The sequence below is a fragment of the Variovorax sp. P4_B10 genome (assembly GCF_056402375.1).
On sequence record NZ_JBFUHN010000119.1, the window covers coordinates 1 to 15,021 of the forward strand.

The 15,021-nt window shown below is 69.3% G+C and carries 18 protein-coding genes; 1 reads left to right on the forward strand and 17 read right to left on the reverse strand.

Annotation, left to right across the window (positions count from 1 at the left end):
• The 3 genes from AC1DXX_RS31155 to AC1DXX_RS31165 form a co-directional block, all read right to left on the reverse strand.
• Positions 1 to 998 (reverse strand): chorismate-binding protein (locus tag AC1DXX_RS31155; protein ID WP_478138069.1); only part of this gene is annotated, 998 nt, incomplete at its 3' end.
• A gap of 10 nt (positions 999 to 1,008) precedes the next feature.
• On the reverse strand, positions 1,009 to 2,403 hold the full coding sequence (locus AC1DXX_RS31160) for a TAXI family TRAP transporter solute-binding subunit (protein WP_478138070.1): 1,395 nt from the start codon (positions 2,401 to 2,403) through the stop codon (positions 1,009 to 1,011).
• An 18-nt stretch (positions 2,404 to 2,421) separates the two neighbouring features.
• Positions 2,422 to 3,450, reverse strand: coding sequence for a P1 family peptidase (locus AC1DXX_RS31165; RefSeq protein ID WP_478138071.1), 1,029 nt, complete (start codon positions 3,448 to 3,450; stop codon positions 2,422 to 2,424).
• Positions 3,451 to 3,488: 38 nt separating this feature from the next.
• On the opposite strand from AC1DXX_RS31165, the gene AC1DXX_RS31170 reads away from it, so the two are divergent.
• Entirely contained in the window at positions 3,489 to 4,790 is a 1,302-nt protein-coding gene (locus AC1DXX_RS31170) for an NAD(P)/FAD-dependent oxidoreductase (protein ID WP_478138072.1), read from the forward strand.
• Positions 4,791 to 4,808: 18 nt separating this feature from the next.
• Here the strand turns inward: AC1DXX_RS31170 and AC1DXX_RS31175 are convergent, their stop codons facing one another.
• The 14 genes from AC1DXX_RS31175 to AC1DXX_RS31240 all read right to left on the reverse strand — a co-directional run bounded on the left by AC1DXX_RS31175 (position 4,809) and on the right by AC1DXX_RS31240 (position 14,933).
• Positions 4,809 to 5,099, reverse strand: coding sequence for a type II toxin-antitoxin system RelE/ParE family toxin (locus tag AC1DXX_RS31175; protein ID WP_478138073.1), 291 nt, complete (start codon positions 5,097 to 5,099; stop codon positions 4,809 to 4,811).
• A 2-nt stretch (positions 5,100 to 5,101) separates the two neighbouring features.
• Positions 5,102 to 5,320, reverse strand: a complete 219-nt coding sequence (locus AC1DXX_RS31180; protein ID WP_478138074.1) for an addiction module protein — start codon at positions 5,318 to 5,320, stop codon at positions 5,102 to 5,104.
• A gap of 64 nt (positions 5,321 to 5,384) precedes the next feature.
• Entirely contained in the window at positions 5,385 to 5,675 is a 291-nt protein-coding gene (locus AC1DXX_RS31185; RefSeq protein WP_478138075.1) for a copper-binding protein, read from the reverse strand.
• A gap of 29 nt (positions 5,676 to 5,704) precedes the next feature.
• A complete protein-coding gene (locus AC1DXX_RS31190; RefSeq protein ID WP_478138076.1) occupies positions 5,705 to 6,172 on the reverse strand; it encodes a DUF411 domain-containing protein in 468 nt (155 codons plus the stop codon).
• A gap of 21 nt (positions 6,173 to 6,193) precedes the next feature.
• Positions 6,194 to 6,706, reverse strand: a complete 513-nt coding sequence (locus AC1DXX_RS31195) for a cupredoxin domain-containing protein (RefSeq protein ID WP_478138077.1) — start codon at positions 6,704 to 6,706, stop codon at positions 6,194 to 6,196.
• A gap of 31 nt (positions 6,707 to 6,737) precedes the next feature.
• On the reverse strand, positions 6,738 to 8,120 hold the full coding sequence (locus tag AC1DXX_RS31200; protein ID WP_478138078.1) for a multicopper oxidase family protein: 1,383 nt from the start codon (positions 8,118 to 8,120) through the stop codon (positions 6,738 to 6,740).
• Position 8,121: 1 nt separating this feature from the next.
• Entirely contained in the window at positions 8,122 to 9,516 is a 1,395-nt protein-coding gene (locus tag AC1DXX_RS31205) for a TolC family protein (protein ID WP_478138079.1), read from the reverse strand.
• Between the two features lie 158 nt (positions 9,517 to 9,674).
• Positions 9,675 to 10,085 (reverse strand): hypothetical protein, encoded by a 411-nt coding sequence (locus AC1DXX_RS31210; protein WP_478138080.1) that lies wholly within the window; start codon positions 10,083 to 10,085, stop codon positions 9,675 to 9,677.
• Positions 10,086 to 10,108: 23 nt separating this feature from the next.
• Entirely contained in the window at positions 10,109 to 10,387 is a 279-nt protein-coding gene (locus AC1DXX_RS31215) for a hypothetical protein (protein ID WP_478138081.1), read from the reverse strand.
• Positions 10,384 to 11,376, reverse strand: a complete 993-nt coding sequence (locus AC1DXX_RS31220) for a glycerophosphodiester phosphodiesterase (RefSeq protein WP_478138082.1) — start codon at positions 11,374 to 11,376, stop codon at positions 10,384 to 10,386. Before AC1DXX_RS31220 ends, AC1DXX_RS31215 begins: the two co-directional genes overlap by 4 nt.
• Positions 11,373 to 11,954, reverse strand: a complete 582-nt coding sequence (locus tag AC1DXX_RS31225; RefSeq protein WP_478138083.1) for a DUF1439 domain-containing protein — start codon at positions 11,952 to 11,954, stop codon at positions 11,373 to 11,375. Before AC1DXX_RS31225 ends, AC1DXX_RS31220 begins: the two co-directional genes overlap by 4 nt.
• Before the next feature lie 45 nt (positions 11,955 to 11,999).
• Positions 12,000 to 12,965 (reverse strand): M14 family metallopeptidase, encoded by a 966-nt coding sequence (locus AC1DXX_RS31230; RefSeq protein WP_478138084.1) that lies wholly within the window; start codon positions 12,963 to 12,965, stop codon positions 12,000 to 12,002.
• Positions 12,966 to 12,967: 2 nt separating this feature from the next.
• Positions 12,968 to 13,948 (reverse strand): Bug family tripartite tricarboxylate transporter substrate binding protein, encoded by a 981-nt coding sequence (locus tag AC1DXX_RS31235; RefSeq protein WP_478138085.1) that lies wholly within the window; start codon positions 13,946 to 13,948, stop codon positions 12,968 to 12,970.
• A 91-nt stretch (positions 13,949 to 14,039) separates the two neighbouring features.
• Positions 14,040 to 14,933 (reverse strand): LysR family transcriptional regulator, encoded by an 894-nt coding sequence (locus AC1DXX_RS31240; RefSeq protein ID WP_478138086.1) that lies wholly within the window; start codon positions 14,931 to 14,933, stop codon positions 14,040 to 14,042.
• Positions 14,934 to 15,021: the final 88 nt, after the last annotated feature.

Sequence of the window (15,021 nt, forward strand, 5' to 3'; positions counted from 1 at the left end):
GTGCGGATCGGCACATTGAAGGTCGCGTGCCCGCCTGGCCGTACCACGCCGACAGCGCCGCAGTACACGCCGCGCGCCTCGGGCTCCAGCGCGCGGATCATGCGCATCGCGCTGACCTTGGGCGCGCCGGTGATGGAGCCGCACGGAAACAGCGCCGCGAACACATCCACCAGCGAGACGCCGTCGCGCACGGCGGCTTCGACGTCGGAGGTCATCTGCCACACGGTGGGCAGCGCCTCGGTGTGAAAGAGCCGGGGCACACGCACGGAGAAGGGCTGCGCCACGCGCGAGAGATCGTTGCGGATCAGGTCGACGATCATCACGTTCTCGGCACGTTCCTTGGGCACGGTGCGCAGCCGCTGCGCCAGCGCTTCGTCCTCGGCGGCCGTCGCGCCGCGCGGGGCGGTGCCCTTCATCGGACGGGCCAGTATCCGGCCGCCGTGCCAGTCGAAGAACAGCTCGGGCGACACCGACAGCACCTGCTCGTCGCCGGTGTCGACGAAGGCGGCGTAGCCGTTGGGTTGCGCCTTGCGCAGGGCCATGAACCAGGCACGCGCGTCGCCATCGAATTCGGCCCGCAGCGGTGCCGTGTAGTTGAGCTGGTAGAGCTCGCCGTTCCCGATCGCGCGGTGGATGGCCTGCATGTTCCGGTCGAAGGCGGCGCGTGAAAGGCCGGCTTGCCAATCGACAGCAGGCACAGGGTCGGCCAGCGCATGGGCTTCGGGCCACGGCTCGGCGGCATCGTGCACGCCGAACCAGGCCAGCGGTCCCTCGCTTGCGTGCACTGCGAAGGCGGGGTCGAAGGCCGCTGCCGCCTCGTAGCGCAGGTAGCCCACGCACCAGCGTCCTTCACGGGCCAGCGCCTCGACAGCCTCCAGCACCGGCCTCACTTCGCCGGCAGTGCGCGCAACGAGCACGCGCGAAGGCGCCCCGAAAGCCACGCGCAGCCGCGTCGCTCCGTCGCTTCGCGGCTCGGCGAAATCGATCAGCGTCTGCAAGACCGAACCGTCAGGCCGATTCGGCCGGCTTGCCCGCCGCCGCAGGTTCCACCACGGCCGCGCCGGCCTTCGCCGAGCCCGCCAGCACCCGCCTGCGCACCGCATAGATGTTGTTGCGCAGCGCATAGAGCTCGTCGGCATACGACAGCGGCACGGCCACCTTGTTGACCACGCGATCGAGTTCGTCGAGCTCCTTGAGCAGCGGGTCGCGTTCGCCCTGCCTGGCGTCCACCTTGCCTTCGATGTCGCGCAGCCGTGCGTACCAGCGGAACACGCGCCGCCGCACGCGGAACTGGTAGAGCGGCGGAATCACGCGGCTCAGCGGCAGCATCAGCACCAGCAGGCCGCCGAGCACCAGCCACATGCGCTCGACCAGGTTGCTGGCCCAGAAGGGCAGGTAGCGCTGCCAGAAGGGCGGTGTGCCGTTGATCGCGCGGTCGCCTTCGGGGCTCACCGGCAGTTCGCTGGTGCGCGTGTTCGGAAAGTCGCGCGCACGGTTGAACCAGCCGGCATCGCTGTGCACCGTCTGCGCCGATTGCGCGAACAGCTGGCGCAGGGCCGGGTGGGTTTGTTCGCGCGACAGCAGCGAGGTGGTGGCCGCGAGCAGTGACACGTCGGCCGGCGGCAGATCCTTCGACAGGTCGACCACGCCGCGCGGCAGCGTCACGGCCGAGAGGAACGGAAAACGCCGCGTGTAGGCATCGGCCTGGCCGAAGTCCATCAGCTTGATGTCGGGTGCGCGCAGCAGGCGCTGCACCTGCGGCGACTGCGGCGCCGACGACAGCACGATGGCATCGAGCAGCCCGGCCTGCAGCGCCTCGGCCGCGGCGGCCTGTTCGAGGTTCGACAGCAGCACGTCGTCCGGGCCGAGCCGGTTGGCCTTGAACAGCCGCTCCATGATCTCCGGCAGGCCGCTGCCGGGCATGTCGACGTTCACGCGCAGGCCGCGCAACTGCGTGAGCGAAGTCAGCGTGCCGCTCTTGCGGTCGATCTTCTGCGCGGTGTCGGCGCGGTAGAACAGCCAGATCGGCTCGAAGAAGAGGCTGCCGAGCGAACTGAGGCCCGCTTCTTCGTCCGCCACCGGGTCGGCGCTGCCACCGCGCACGAAGCCCGCGTCGGCCCCGCCGCTGCGCAACAACTGCAGGTTCTCCGAGGAGCCCGAGGTGGGCTTCAGCTTGACCGTGATGCCGTTGGCCTTCAGCGCCGCCGCGTACTGCTTGCCGAACTGCGCATAGGCGCTGCCGGTCGGGCCGGTGGCCAGCGTCACATGCTTGGGCGGTTGCGGCTGGAGCCACCAGTAGGCGGCGATCAGCAGGCCGATCACGAGGAACACGATCGGGCCGGCCGAGGCGATCAGGTCGCGGATCGACAGCAGGATCAGCTTCAGGGTTCTGGGGAACGCCATGGTGGTCCTTTCCGTGTTTCAGCCGCGCGGTGCGGCCAGTTCGGCCGCCGAGGGGATGTGCAGCGCGCCCACCGTCACCGAGTGCGCCGCGTGCACTGCGCGCAGGGTGGCGATGGCCACCGCCTCCGCCGCCATGGTGCCGAGCACCGTCATGCCCGGTGCATCCCCTTCGAGCGGCACGCGCCCCGTGGCCAGTGCGAACAGCGTGTCGCCGTCGCTCATCGTGTGCACCGGGTTGATGGCGCGCGCCAGTCCGTCGTGCGCGACATTGGCGAGCCGGTTGGCCTGCACCTTGGTCAGCACGGCGTCGGTGGCGACCACCCCCAGCGTGGTGTTGGTGCCTGCGAGGAGCGGCTTGGGCAGCTCGCCGCGCAGCAGGGCGCGGCGGGTGTCGAGCAACGCCGTGCCGTCTTCCGTGCGCGCGCCGGCCACGGGCTGCCCCGTGTTGTGGTCGATCACGTCGCCCAGCGAATTGACCGCGATCAGCGCGCCCACCGTCACGCCGCCGACGGTGACCGACGCGGTGCCGATGCCGCCCTTCATCGCGCGGTGCACGCCGAAGAGCTTGCCCACCAGCGCGCCGCTGCCTGCGCCCACGTTGCCTTCGGCGGGCGCGGCGTTCGATGCCGCGTCGCAGGCCGCATAGCCGGCTGCCGCATCGGGACGGATGCGCGCATCGCCCATCGGCAGGTCGAACAGCACCGCGGCGGGCACGATCGGCAGGGTGCCGAAGCGCACGTCCATGCCGATGCCGCGTTCTTCGAGCCAGCGCATCGCACCGTCGGCCGCCGCCAGGCCCCAGGCGCTGCCGCCCGCGAGCATCACGGCGTGCACCTGCTGCACCAGGTTGCCGGGCGAGAGCAGGTCGGTCTCGCGCGTGCCCGGGGCTGCGCCGCGCACATCGACACCGGCCACGGCGCCTTCGCGCGCCATGACCACGGTGCAGCCAGTGGGGCGGCGGGTGTCGGAGAAATGGCCGACTTCGATGCCGGCGACGTCGGTGATGGCACCGGCGGAATGGGAGGGGATGGAAGACGGGGCTGACATGGCGGCCGATTATGGGACGTGCCCCTACGATAGGCCCCATGACAGTTGCAAGAAGTAGTTTCTCCACGGGCGGCGGCGCAAGGCGCCACGTGGTGGTGATCGGTGCGGGCGCGGTGGGCAGCGCCACGGCCATCGAGGCGCTGCGTGCGGGCCTGCGCGTGACGGTGGTCGAGCCGGGCGAACCCGGCGGCCCGCACGCCACGAGCTACGGCAATGCGGGCTGGCTCTCGTCGCATTCGGTGGTGCCGCCCGCACTCCCCGGCGCCTGGCGCAAGGTGCCGGGCTGGCTGGCCGATCCGCTGGGGCCGCTGGCGGTGCGCTGGGGCTACCTGCCGCGTGCGATGCCCTGGCTGCTGCGCTACCTGGCCTCGGGCTGGACCGAGGCGCGCGTGCAGCGCACCGCCGATGCGTTGCGCACCCTGCTGGTGGATGCGCCGGCATTGCACACGCAGCTCGCGGCCGAGGCGGGCGTGCCGCAACTCATCGAACAGCGCGGGCTGCTGCATGCCTACCGTTCGCGTGCCGAGTTCGAAGGCGATGCGCTGGGCTGGCGCGTGCGCCAGCGCGTGGGGGTTCGCTGGGACGAGTGGTCGGCCGACGAGTTGCGCCGCCGCGAGCCCGACCTCGATGCACGCTACACGCTCGGCATCTTCGTGCCCGAAGCCGGCCATTGCCGCAATCCGGGCGCCTATGTGGCCGCGTTGGCGCAGCATGCACGCAACGCGGGGGCCGAGCGCCTCGCAACGCGTGCGACCGGCTTTCGCATCGAAGGCGGCAGGCTGCGTGCCGTGCACACGGAGACGGGAGACATCGCCTGCGATGCCGCCGCCATCTGTGCCGGCGCGCGCTCCGGCCCGCTGGCCGCGGCTGCGGGCACCGCGGTGCCGCTCGAATCCGAGCGTGGCTACCACGTGGTCGTCGAAGGCGCGACCGTGGGGCCGCGCACGCCGGTGATGGTGTCCGACGGCAAGCTCATCGCCCACTGGATGGACGGCGGCTTGCGCGCCGCGGGGCAGGTCGAGATCGGCGGCCTCGAAGCCGGGCCCGACTGGCGCCGCGCGGAGATCCTGCATCGCCATCTGCAATCGATGTTCCCGGCGCTTGCGGACGCCGAGGGCGCAATGACCGTCAAGCACTGGCTCGGCCATCGCCCGAGCCTGCCCGATGGGTTGCCCTGCATCGGCCCATCTGCTGCCAGCGCAGACATCGTGCTGGCATTCGGCCACGGCCACGTCGGCCTGTGCGGCTCGGCGCGCACAGGCCGGCTCGCGGCGCAGTTGCTCGCGGGTATCGAACCCGAAATGTCCATCGCGCCATTCGACCCCGCGCGCTTCAAGTAGAGCGGGAACGGCCTGTTCTCAGGGCTGCGGCCAATTGGCCGGATTCCGGCGGTGGTGCATGCAACTCAGCACGACCACGCGATCCGGCTCGACGATAAAGAAGATCGCGTAGGGAAAGCGCTTGAGGTGGGCTCTGCGAACATCTTCCCAGACCAGGGGAGCGCCCTCCGGTTGTCGTGCGATCCGATGCACCACCGCCTCCAGGCTGCGGGCGAACTCCGCACCCAGGCCCGCACGCTGCGATTCGTACCAGCTCTGCGCTTCCTGAAGCTGGTGCGCGGCACTTTCTCGAAAGACGATGTCGAGCAAGGTCAGAGCTTCAGCGATGTCTTGACTTGGCTCCAAGGCACGACGGACTTCGGGTCGGCGCGATGCTCGGCGCGACGCAGGGCGATTTCGCTCTGCTCGCGCTCGGTCATCCCTTGCGACTCGGCATCACGTGCGACGCTGTCCCACAGTTCCTCGGCGAGCTCGATGCGCTCCGCCGCACTCAGTGAAGAAAGAGCCAATTGCAGATCGGAGTTTCCCAATTTGATCTCCCGATGCGTTGGTAATGCTTCATTCTATGCAGTGGCCGCGCAATTGGCCTGTCGGTCAGTTCGCCGGCTCGATCGACAGCACCGTGAGCGCGCCGTCGACCTTGTCGGCTGTGAAGCGCACCTTGTCGCCGGGCTTCACCTTGGCGAGCAGGTCAGGGTCTTTCACGCGGAAGACCATCGTCATGCCGGTCATCTCGAGGTTCGGGATGTCGCCGTGCTTGAGCGTGATCTTCTTCGCGTCGGTATCGATCTTGCGCACTTCGCCTTCGACGGCGGGCAGTGCGGCCTGGGCCAAGGCGGCTGCGGCGAGAAGTGCGGCCGAGACGGCGGTGAGGAGTTTCTTCATGGTCATGTTCCTTTCCTGGGTGGGATGTTTCAGCGATAGCTTTGGTAGACGCTCGTGCTGCCGTCGGCCCGCACGAGCAGCACGTCATAGGGATCGCGCTGGTCGCCATACGCCGGGCCGTCCATGCCCGGCGAGCCGACCGGCATGCCAGGCACCGTGAGGCCGACGGCCTGGGGCTTTTCCTTCAACAGGCGCTGCACCTCGCGCGCGGGCACATGGCCCTCGAGGGCATAGCCGCCGACCTGGCCGGTATGGCACGAGCCCAGCTTGGCAGGCACGCCGAGCCGCGTGCGCGCGGCGGCATTGCCTTCGTCGTGCACGCGGGTGGCAAAGCCGTTCTTGTTGAGGTGCTTGACCCAGTCCTGGCAGCAGCCGCAGTTCGGGTCTTTCCAGATCTCGACCATCGGCGCCGCGGCCAGGGCGGCCAATGGCAGGGTGGCGGTGGATGCGAGCGCCAGCAGCGGGGCGGCGCGTTTCAGAAGGGTTCGTCTTTGCATGGGGTCTCCTTGCTCGCTGCTTCAGGACTTGGGGGCGACGGGCAGCACGCGAATGCGCCCGGCCATGCCGAGTTCGTAGTGGTCTTTGACGAGGCAGGCGAAGTCGAAGTCACCGGCTCGGTTGAAGGTCCAGACCATGGCGCCGGTCTTGCCGGCGGGCACGTGCACCATCCACGGGTCGTCGTGTTCCATGTCCGGGTACTTCTTCATCATGGCCGCGTGCGCCTCGATCTCGGCCGTGGTGCCTAGCACGAGCTCGTGCAGTTCCTTGCCGCGGTTCTTCAGGCGAAGGCGGACGGTGTCGCCCTCGCGCACTTCGATGACCGACGGCGTGAAGGTCATGTCGTCGGCCATGGCGATGTCGATGGTGCGGCGTGCGGCGCTGGCCTTGCCTGCGATGCCCCAGGCCTTTTGCTCGGGGGCGAGCGTGGCGGTGGCCTTCGGCTTGGCGCCATGGTTCTCATGGGCCTGCGACGTGGTTGCGGCAGCCACGAGCGCGAGGCAGATGGCGGTGATCTTGAGTGTCTTGTTCATGGGTCGAGTTCCGAAATGAAAGTGAATGAGGTCAGTGGTTGTGCGCGCCCGAGGGCTTGCGCACGGTTGCATCGGTTTTGCTGTTGTCGTCCTTCGCCGAAGGCGCCTTGCGCGTGGCCGGCGGCACCGTCGCGCCAGGCACTTCGCGCGCGACAGTGCCCGCCGGGTGCTTGAACCATCCCGGATCGCGGTAGTCCCCCGGCTTCTGGTCGCGCCGCACCTTGAGCAGCGTGAACATGCCGCCCATCTCGGCCGATCCGAACGGGCCGCTGCYGGTCATCATCGGCATCGTGTTGTCGGGAATGGGCATCTCCATCTCGCCCATGTCGGCCATGCCCTTGTCGCCCATCACCATGTAGTCGGGCACGAGCTTGCGGATTTTCTCGACCACGCCCTTGTGGTCGACGCCGATCATGGTCGGCACCTCGTGGCCCATCGGCCCCATGGTGTGGTGCGCCTTGTGGCAGTGCAGCGACCAGTCGCCTTCCTCGTCGGCGATGAACTCCATCTGCCGCATCTGGCCCACTGCCACGTCCACCGACACCTCCGGCCAGCGTGCAGTGCGCGGCACGGGGCCGCCGTCGGTGCCCGTCACCTCGAACTCGTGGCCGTGGATGTGGATCGGGTGGTTCGTCATCGTGAGGTTGCCCACGCGGATGCGCACACGGTCGCCCTTGCGCACGTTGAGCGTGTCGATGCCCGGGAACACGCGGCTGTTGAAGCTCCAGATGTTGAAGTCGGTCATGGTGTTGACCTTGGGCGTCGCGCTGCCGGGCTCCACGTCGAAGCTGCCGAGCAGGAAGCAGAAGTCGCGCTGCACCGGCTCGATCAGCGGATGGCTCTCCTTCGGATGCGTGACCCAGAAGCCCATCATTCCCATCGCCATCTGCACCATCTCGTCGGCATGGGGGTGGTACATGAAGGTGCCGGGCCGGCGCGCGGTGAACTCGTAGACGAAGGTCTTGCCCGGCGGAATGTGCGGCTGCGTGATGCCGCCCACGCCGTCCATGCCGTTGGGCAGGCGCTGGCCGTGCCAGTGCACGGTCGTGTGTTCGGGCAGCCTGTTGGTGACGTAGATGCGCACGCGGTCGCCCTCGACCACTTCGATCGTCGGGCCGGGCGACTGGCCGTTGTAGCCCCACATGTTGACCTTGAAGCCGGGCGCCATCTCGCGCACCACGGGTTCGGCGACCAGGTGGAATTCCTTGACGCCGGCGTTCATGCGCCAGGGCAGCGTCCAGCCGTTGAGGGTGACGACGGGGTTGTAGGGGCGGCCGTTCGGGGGGGCGAGTGGTGGCGCGGTGGCGGTGGAGCTTTGCGTCACGGGTTCGGGCAGTGCGGCCATCGAGACGCGGCTCACGCCCGCTGCGGCCACGGCTGTGGCGGCACCGGCGAAGAAGTTGCGGCGGTTCATGTCAGTGCCCTCCCGCCGCAGGCGCATCGCCAACCGCTGCCGTCTGCAGCGCCGTCATACCCCCGGGTGAACTGCCCGTGAGCACGAGTTGCAGGTCGGTGTCGGCCAGCCAGAAGTCGCGCTGTGCCTCAATGCCCGCGTTCACAACGAGCATGCTGGCGCGCGTTTCGCCCAGCAGCTCCCACACGCTCGCGAGCATGCCGTTGTAGCGCAGCACCATTTCTTCGTTCACCTTCTTGCGCAGCGGCAGCACGTCGTCGCGGTAGCGGCGCGCCAGGGCATAGGCCGTGTTCCAGCCCTGCCAGGCTTCGCGCGCTTCGCTCGCGGCCAGCACCCCCACGTCGCGCACGCGTGCGGCCGATTGCATGTACTGCGCCTCGGCGCGGCCGGTGCGCGCCTGGCCCCAGTCGAACAGCGGCAACGGCAGGTCGAGCTCGAAGCCGCGTTGCGTCGACCGCGAACGGTCGGCGTCATTCTCGAAGGTGGTGTTGCGCACCACGCCCAGTTCCATCGCGTTGACCACGCGGGTGGCGCGCGTGAGGCCGAGCGAGTCGGCCACTGCCGTGTTCTGCGCCTGCGCCGAACGCACGTCGAGCCGGTCGCGCAGGGCGCGGGCCTGCACGTCGCCGAGGTCGGGTGCCGACTGTGGCAGCGGCGGCAGGCGGTCGGGCAGGGCGTAGCCGGTGCGGGTGCCGCTCAGGCCGAGCAGCCGGGTGAGCTGCTCGCGCGCGGCAACGGCGGCCTGTTCGGCTCGTGCGAGCTGCGCTGCGGCATCGGCCAGCAGCAACTGCTCGCGCGTGCGCTGCAGCGCGCTCCAGTTGCCGACCTGGGCCATGCGGTGCGCGAGCTCGGCGCCGGCTTCGGCAGCCTCCTTTGCATCGCGCAGGTAGACCACGCTCTGCTGTGCCGCCACCGCACGCACCCAGGCGCGGCGCGTGTCGGCGGCCAGCATCAGCACGCTCTGCGCGGCCTGCAGCTTGGCGGCCTCGTGCCGCTGGCCGGCCCAGCGGGCCTGCCAGGGCAGCGTGACCAGGCCCAGCACGTTGAAGCTCAGCATCCGCTCGAACTCGCGTTCGCGGCCCTGGGCCAGGCGGCTGAACGAGAGCACCGGGTTCGGCAGGCTCGAGGCCTGCACGCGGTCGGCATCGCTGAGCTGCAGCGTGGCAAAGGCGTCCTGCACGCGCGGGCTGTTGACGAGTGCGATGCGCACCGCGGCTTCGGCATCGAGCGGCTTGGCGAGCAGCGCATCGACGCTTTTCTGCGAAGCCTCGTCGGGCGTGCGCTGGGCGCTGCTGCCCGCCATCAGCGGGTTGCCCGCGACCAGCGCCTGCACGTCGGCCGAGCCGCCGTCGGGTGCGAGGCTGGCGCAGCCGGCCAGCGTCAGTGCGCTGGCCAATGCCGCGGCGGTTTTGAGCAGAGTGCTACTTTTTCGGTAGCAAAGGGTGCCGGCAACTTGCCGGCGAGGAAAGGGGTTCACGCTCGATCTCCATGAGCAATACGACGGACGCCGCGAGCCGGAATGGGCTCACTGCGGACGGACTACGGGCAGGGAGATCAGGAAATGGGCGGCTTCAGGCCCGGTGCGGGCTCGGCGCTGGCGAAGCGGGCCGCGCGGGTCGCCGGCGGCGCCTGGGGCGCGCTGTGCACGGTGTCGATGAGGGGCATGCCGCCAAGCGCCACGGTGTGGCAGACCTGGCAGGCGGTACAGGTGCCGCAGCCTTGATGGTCTGCGCCGCTGTTGTCGTCGTGCGAGCCGGCATCATGGTGCGCCATGGTGTCCATGCCGCTGTCGGCCTCCATGGCTTCATGGCAATGCGCGTCCGCGGTCATGGAGGCCGCAGAGGCCTCCGCAACGAGCGACGCAGCCGGCAGCGAATGCCGCACCATCTCGACCGCCATGGCATCGCCGAGCCAGCCGCGGATGGGCAGCAGGGCGATCATGAGGGCGAGCAGCAGGGTGCGCATGGGGCGGATGATAAACCCGTGTCCTAAGACACCAGCTGTCCGCGGGCCTTGTCGACCCACACCTGCAGGTTGTCGAGCAGGTCCTTCTGGCTGAAGGAGCAGCTTTCCTCGCTGAAGAGCGCGCTCGACTCCAGCCGGTCGAGCAGGTTCAGCAGCACCTCGCCATAGCGCGGGGGCAGGGCGCCGAGCAGCTCGGTGCTGGCGCGCGCCTCGTTCGAGAGCGTGGTGACCGATCCGTCCGCGCCGTTTCGCAGTGCCGCGATGCGTCCGGCGAGGGCGTCGAGCTGCAGTGCGGCGCTCATGTCGAAGCCTTTCCAGAAGGCGGCAGCGACAGGCCGCGCTCGCGCATCAGGTCGCGCAGCACGTCGGGGTAGTCGGTGATGAGGCCGTCCGCCCCCCAGTCCATCAGCCGCAGCATGTCGGCGCGCTGGTTCACGGTCCAGGGCAGCACCTTCATGCCGAGCTTCTGCGCTTCCTTGATGACGGCAGGCGTGAGGTCGGCATGGGCCGGCGACCAGATCACCGGGCCGGCGGTCTTGCCCGCGGCGGCCTTGACCAGCTGCGGCACCGACGCGAAGCCGGCGGCATCGAGACCCGCGGTCCAGCGGCTGTCCTTCAGCGTGCGGGCCGTGCTGAGGTAGGCCCGCGGCAACTGCGGCGCAAGCTGGCCGACCAGCGCCAGCGTGCGCCAGTCGAAGCTCTGGACGGTCACGCGGCCGCCCATGCCCGCCTTGTCGATCTCGGCGAGCAGCGCGCGCACCATGGGCTCGGGCGCTGCGGTCTCGTCGGGCTTCGTCGGGTCGATCTTGGTTTCGATGTTGAAGCGCACCGTGGCCGCAGCAGCGCCGCGGGCCTGCACCAGTGCGAACAGCGCGGCGAGCGTGGGAATGCGTTCGCCGTCGCGCGGCTGCTGCAGGGCGAACTGCTTGCCGTAGTTGCTGGCGGGGTCCAGGCGGCCCACGTCGTAGGTCTGCAACTGTGCCAGCGTGAGCGAGCGGATGGCCGCGCCGCTCTTCGGCGCAAGCCAGGCGCCGCTCGCATCGCGCGTGTGGTCGGGGTTGAGCGAGGTGTCGTGCGAGATCACGACCACGCCGTCGGCCGTGAGCCCGATGTCGAGTTCGAGCGTGGTCACGCCGAGGTCGATCGCGTTCGAGAAGGCGGCCAGCGTGTTCTCGGGCGCGAGGCCGCGTCCGCCGCGGTGGGCCTGCAGGTCGAAGTGCTGCTTCGCGGTGGGGGTCATGGCGGCGCAGCCCGCAATCAACAGTGCGGCGACAAGCAGGAGGTATTTCATTTGAGCTGCACTTTGATGCCGGCGTCTTGCACGGTGATGTCACCGATCTCGTAGGTCTTGCGGCCCACGGTGAGCTCGTCGGCGGTGAAGCTGCGCAGCACCTGGCCTTGCAGCAGTTCCTGTGCGACCACCGCACCGACCTTCTGCAGCCGCTCTGCGTCGCGGCCTTCCACGCCCTGCAGTTCGAGACGCTCGGCCTTGGGCTGGTCCAGCCGCAGGGCACGCATGGCCGCGTCGTATCGGAGGGCGCTGCTCACCGACACGATGCCCTGGACCGGCGAGGCGGCGAGCAGGGGGCTGGCGATGGTCAGCGTGGCCGTGATGGCCGCACGGTTGGTGCGCGCATCCAGCCCCAGCTGCGGGTCGCGCAGCCCGACCATGAAGATCTCGGCATAGCGCTCGGCCACCGGAAAGCGCTTGGCGATCATCGTCTGCAGCTCGTCGCGGGTCGCGGTGTACTCGCTGGTGAAGAAATTGAAGCCGGCCAGCGCCGCGAAGGGCGCCTGCAGGACCGCGGCGCCCAGCAGCGCGTGCAGCACCCGGCGGCGGGAAGTGGGGGACGGGGGGCGGAGGTTCATAGCCCTCGGAGCTTGCCACAGGCGGGATCGTTCCCGCCAGCCGGCTCAGAGTGGCCGGCGACGGGCGTAGCGCACCACCGTCACGCCCGGCTTGGCCTGGCGCGTGGAGGGCATGACGAGCACGCAGTCGTCGTAAGGCGTCGCCACGGGCTCGCCGTCGTTCCAGCCGATCACGGTGCCGGCGCGCTCGATCACTTCCAGGCCGGTGAAGGGCTGTGCAAAGCGGAAATCCTCGCTGCGCGCCACCACCGGTCCGGTCACGTCCAGCGCCCATTGGCGTGGCGCGTCGGGCTGGAGCCAGCCGGGCAGTTGCTGCGCGATGGCGGCGTCGTCCAGCGTGCCCGCCGCCCGCAGGAAGCGCGCGCACTGGTCCTGCGCCACGGTACGGCTGGCCGGGTCGCCGTGGAAGCCGCATTCGACCAGCAGCGCACGGGCGTCGCTCTCTGTGTCGGGCGCACCGAAGCGACCGAAATCGCGCATGCGCACGCCGTCCTTGTGGCCGGCGTCGATGACCACATGTTCCGGGCTGCGCATCGCCTGCGCCAGCAGCAGGTTGCGCGGCTGCGTGCCGGTGAGCGTCAGCGGCGCGGAGGGCTCGTGCATCGAGTGCAGGTCCAGCAGCCAGTCGGCCTGCGCTACATAGGGCTGCAGCGCGGCGGCGCGACGCCGCTCCCGCGTCGTGCCGGCCTCCAGGCGCTCCGGCGACCATTGGCGGTTGAGATCTTCGTCGACGAAACGGGAGGCGTCGTGGTCGGCCGGATCGAAGCGCTCGAAAGCCTCCAGGTTGCAGAACGCCAGCGTGAGCCGGCCGCGCTGCGGGCGCACGCCGGCCTCCAGCAGGCCCTTGAGCGCCCAGGCGCCGCACACTTCGTTGCCGTGCACGAGCGCGCTGATCATCACGTGCCGGCCGGGCGTGGCGGCTTCGAAGTGCCAGACGCCTTCGACGCCGGTGTTGCCGGCGCGCCAGGCGGCGAGGTCGGGGGCGGGGAGTTGAAAAAGAGACGCGGACACGCTCATTCCTTGATGTTGGCGAATTTGACGATGCTCTTGTACTTGTCGGTTTCGCTGGCGAGGAACTTGTCGATGTCCACGTCCGAGGTCGGGACGACCGAGCTGGCGGCTTCCATCTTCTTGCGGAAGTCGGGCGACTGCAGCGTCTCGCTCAGTGCCTTCTTCAGCCGGGCCGACACCGGCTCGGGCAGCTTCGCCGGCCCCATCAGCGCGAACCAGACACCGATGTCCAGGTTTTTCAGGCTGGGGTTCTCGCTGAGCGCGGGCAGGTCGGGCGTGATGGCCGACCGTTTGGCCTCGGTGGTGCCCAGCGCCACCATCTTGCCGCTGCGGATGTAGGGCAGGGCGCTGGAAAGAACGAACACGCCGAAGTCGATGCTGCCGCCCAGCAGGTCGTTGGTCAGCGGCGCGACGCCGCGGTACGGCACGTGCGTCATGAAGATGCCGCCCTGCTGCTTGAGCATCTCGCCCGCCAGGTGCAGCGAGGTGCCGACGCCGGAACTGCCGTAGCTGTACTTTCCGGGGTTCTTCTTCAGCAGCGCGAGGAATTCGCCGGTGTTCTTCGTTCCGGCCGCCGGGGCCGCCACCAGCACCAGCGGCTGGGAGGCGATCAGGCCGATGGGGGTGAAGTCCTTCGGTTCGTACTTCACGTTGCCGTTGACCAGCTTGTTGATCGCCACCTCGTTGCTGGCGCCGACGAGCAAGGTGTAGCCGTCGGGAGCCGCATTGGCAACCTTCTGCGCGCCGATGGCACCACCGGCTCCGCCCACGTTGTCGACGATCACCGGCACGCCGAGGCGATGAGACAACTCGACGCCGAGCGCGCGCCCGGTGAGGTCGGTCGAGCCGCCCGGCGGGTAGGCCACCACCAGCGTGATGGGCTTGTGGGGGTAGGTCTGGGCGTTGACCGGGCCGGCTGCCGCCCAGGCAAGGCTGCACAGAGCCACGGCGAGGCTCGAAGAGAAAGCACGGGGAAGACGCATCGTTGTCTCGGGTTTGTAGTAATCCCGAGGATTCTGCGGAGCCCTTCGTTCTTGCGTGGTGCCGTATTGGCACGAACCCGTGCCGATGAGATCAGCGCAGAGCCATCGCCCGCCACACGTCTTCGGCCAGCGGGCCCAGGCGGCGCTTCGGCCGGTAGAGCCGCACTTCGAAGCGCACTTCCATGCGCCGCCCGCCCACAGGCACCAGGCGGCCAGCCTTGCAATCGCCCTGCACCATCGACCACGGCAGCCACGCCACGCCCAGCCCCCTCAGCACGTACTCGTAGAGCGCATCGGCCGAATCGCTTTCGATGCAACGCTTCAGACGCGGCGCCTGCGGGTTGTTGGCCAGCAGGTCTTCCACCATGCGGCCCATCGCGAGCGTGCGGACATACGAGAGAAACGGCACTTCGCCGGTACCGTCGAAGCTGTGCACAGCATGGCCTTGCGCGTCGGCGCGCGACACAGGCACGAGCTTGTCGGACGCCACCGTCACATGGGAAAACTGCCGCCCGTCGAGCCGGAAGGTGAGCGCGGCATGGTGAAAGATCAGCGAGAAATCCACCTCGTCGTGTTCCAGCATCCGCACCGTCTCCGCCAGCGCGCCCGTCAGCACGCGCACCTCGCCGTGGCGCAGCATGGGCTGCAGGCGCACCAGCCAGTCGGCCATCACCGTGCGTGCCAGCGTGCGGCCGGTGACCAGTGTCACCGTGCGGGCCTGCCGGCCGGCTACGTTGCGCATTTCCTCGCGCGAGCCCTCGACGCCGCGCACCATCTGGCTGGCGTTGTCCAGGAAGCTCTCGCCCGCGGCCGTCAGCACGACCGGCGAGCTGCCGCGCTCGATCAGCGCCGTGCCGGCCCATGATTCGAGCGCCCGGATGCGGCGCCCGAAGGCCGGATGCGTGACGTGGCGAAGCTCGGCGGCGCGCGTGAAGCTGCGCGTCTGCGCCAGCGCGATGAAGTCTTCCATCCATTTGAATTGCATGGCGCGGCGCGAGGCTGGTTAGGGCCTGTTCACCCTATGCAAGGGGTCGCGTTGCTTCGCAAAGGGGCTGGCTGCAAGGCGCCCGCGC

Bases quoted from the DNA above. Each gene is read 5' to 3' on its own strand.
- AC1DXX_RS31210 (WP_478138080.1), bottom strand. From the start codon at position 10,085: ATGCGCACCCTGCTGCTCGCCCTCATGATCGCCCTGCTGCCCATCCGC.
- AC1DXX_RS31235 (WP_478138085.1), bottom strand. From the start codon at position 13,948: ATGCGTCTTCCCCGTGCTTTCTCTTCGAGCCTCGCCGTGGCTCTGTGC.
- AC1DXX_RS31225 (WP_478138083.1), bottom strand. From the start codon at position 11,954: ATGAACCTCCGCCCCCCGTCCCCCACTTCCCGCCGCCGGGTGCTGCAC.
- AC1DXX_RS31195 (WP_478138077.1), bottom strand. From the start codon at position 6,706: ATGAACAAGACACTCAAGATCACCGCCATCTGCCTCGCGCTCGTGGCT.
- AC1DXX_RS31165 (WP_478138071.1), bottom strand. From the start codon at position 3,450: ATGTCAGCCCCGTCTTCCATCCCCTCCCATTCCGCCGGTGCCATCACC.
- AC1DXX_RS31240 (WP_478138086.1), bottom strand. From the start codon at position 14,933: ATGCAATTCAAATGGATGGAAGACTTCATCGCGCTGGCGCAGACGCGC.
- AC1DXX_RS31215 (WP_478138081.1), bottom strand. From the start codon at position 10,387: ATGAGCGCCGCACTGCAGCTCGACGCCCTCGCCGGACGCATCGCGGCA.
- AC1DXX_RS31185 (WP_478138075.1), bottom strand. From the start codon at position 5,675: ATGAAGAAACTCCTCACCGCCGTCTCGGCCGCACTTCTCGCCGCAGCC.
- AC1DXX_RS31160 (WP_478138070.1), bottom strand. From the start codon at position 2,403: ATGGCGTTCCCCAGAACCCTGAAGCTGATCCTGCTGTCGATCCGCGAC.
- AC1DXX_RS31190 (WP_478138076.1), bottom strand. From the start codon at position 6,172: ATGCAAAGACGAACCCTTCTGAAACGCGCCGCCCCGCTGCTGGCGCTC.
- AC1DXX_RS31220 (WP_478138082.1), bottom strand. From the start codon at position 11,376: ATGAAATACCTCCTGCTTGTCGCCGCACTGTTGATTGCGGGCTGCGCC.
- AC1DXX_RS31170 (WP_478138072.1), top strand. From the start codon at position 3,489: ATGACAGTTGCAAGAAGTAGTTTCTCCACGGGCGGCGGCGCAAGGCGC.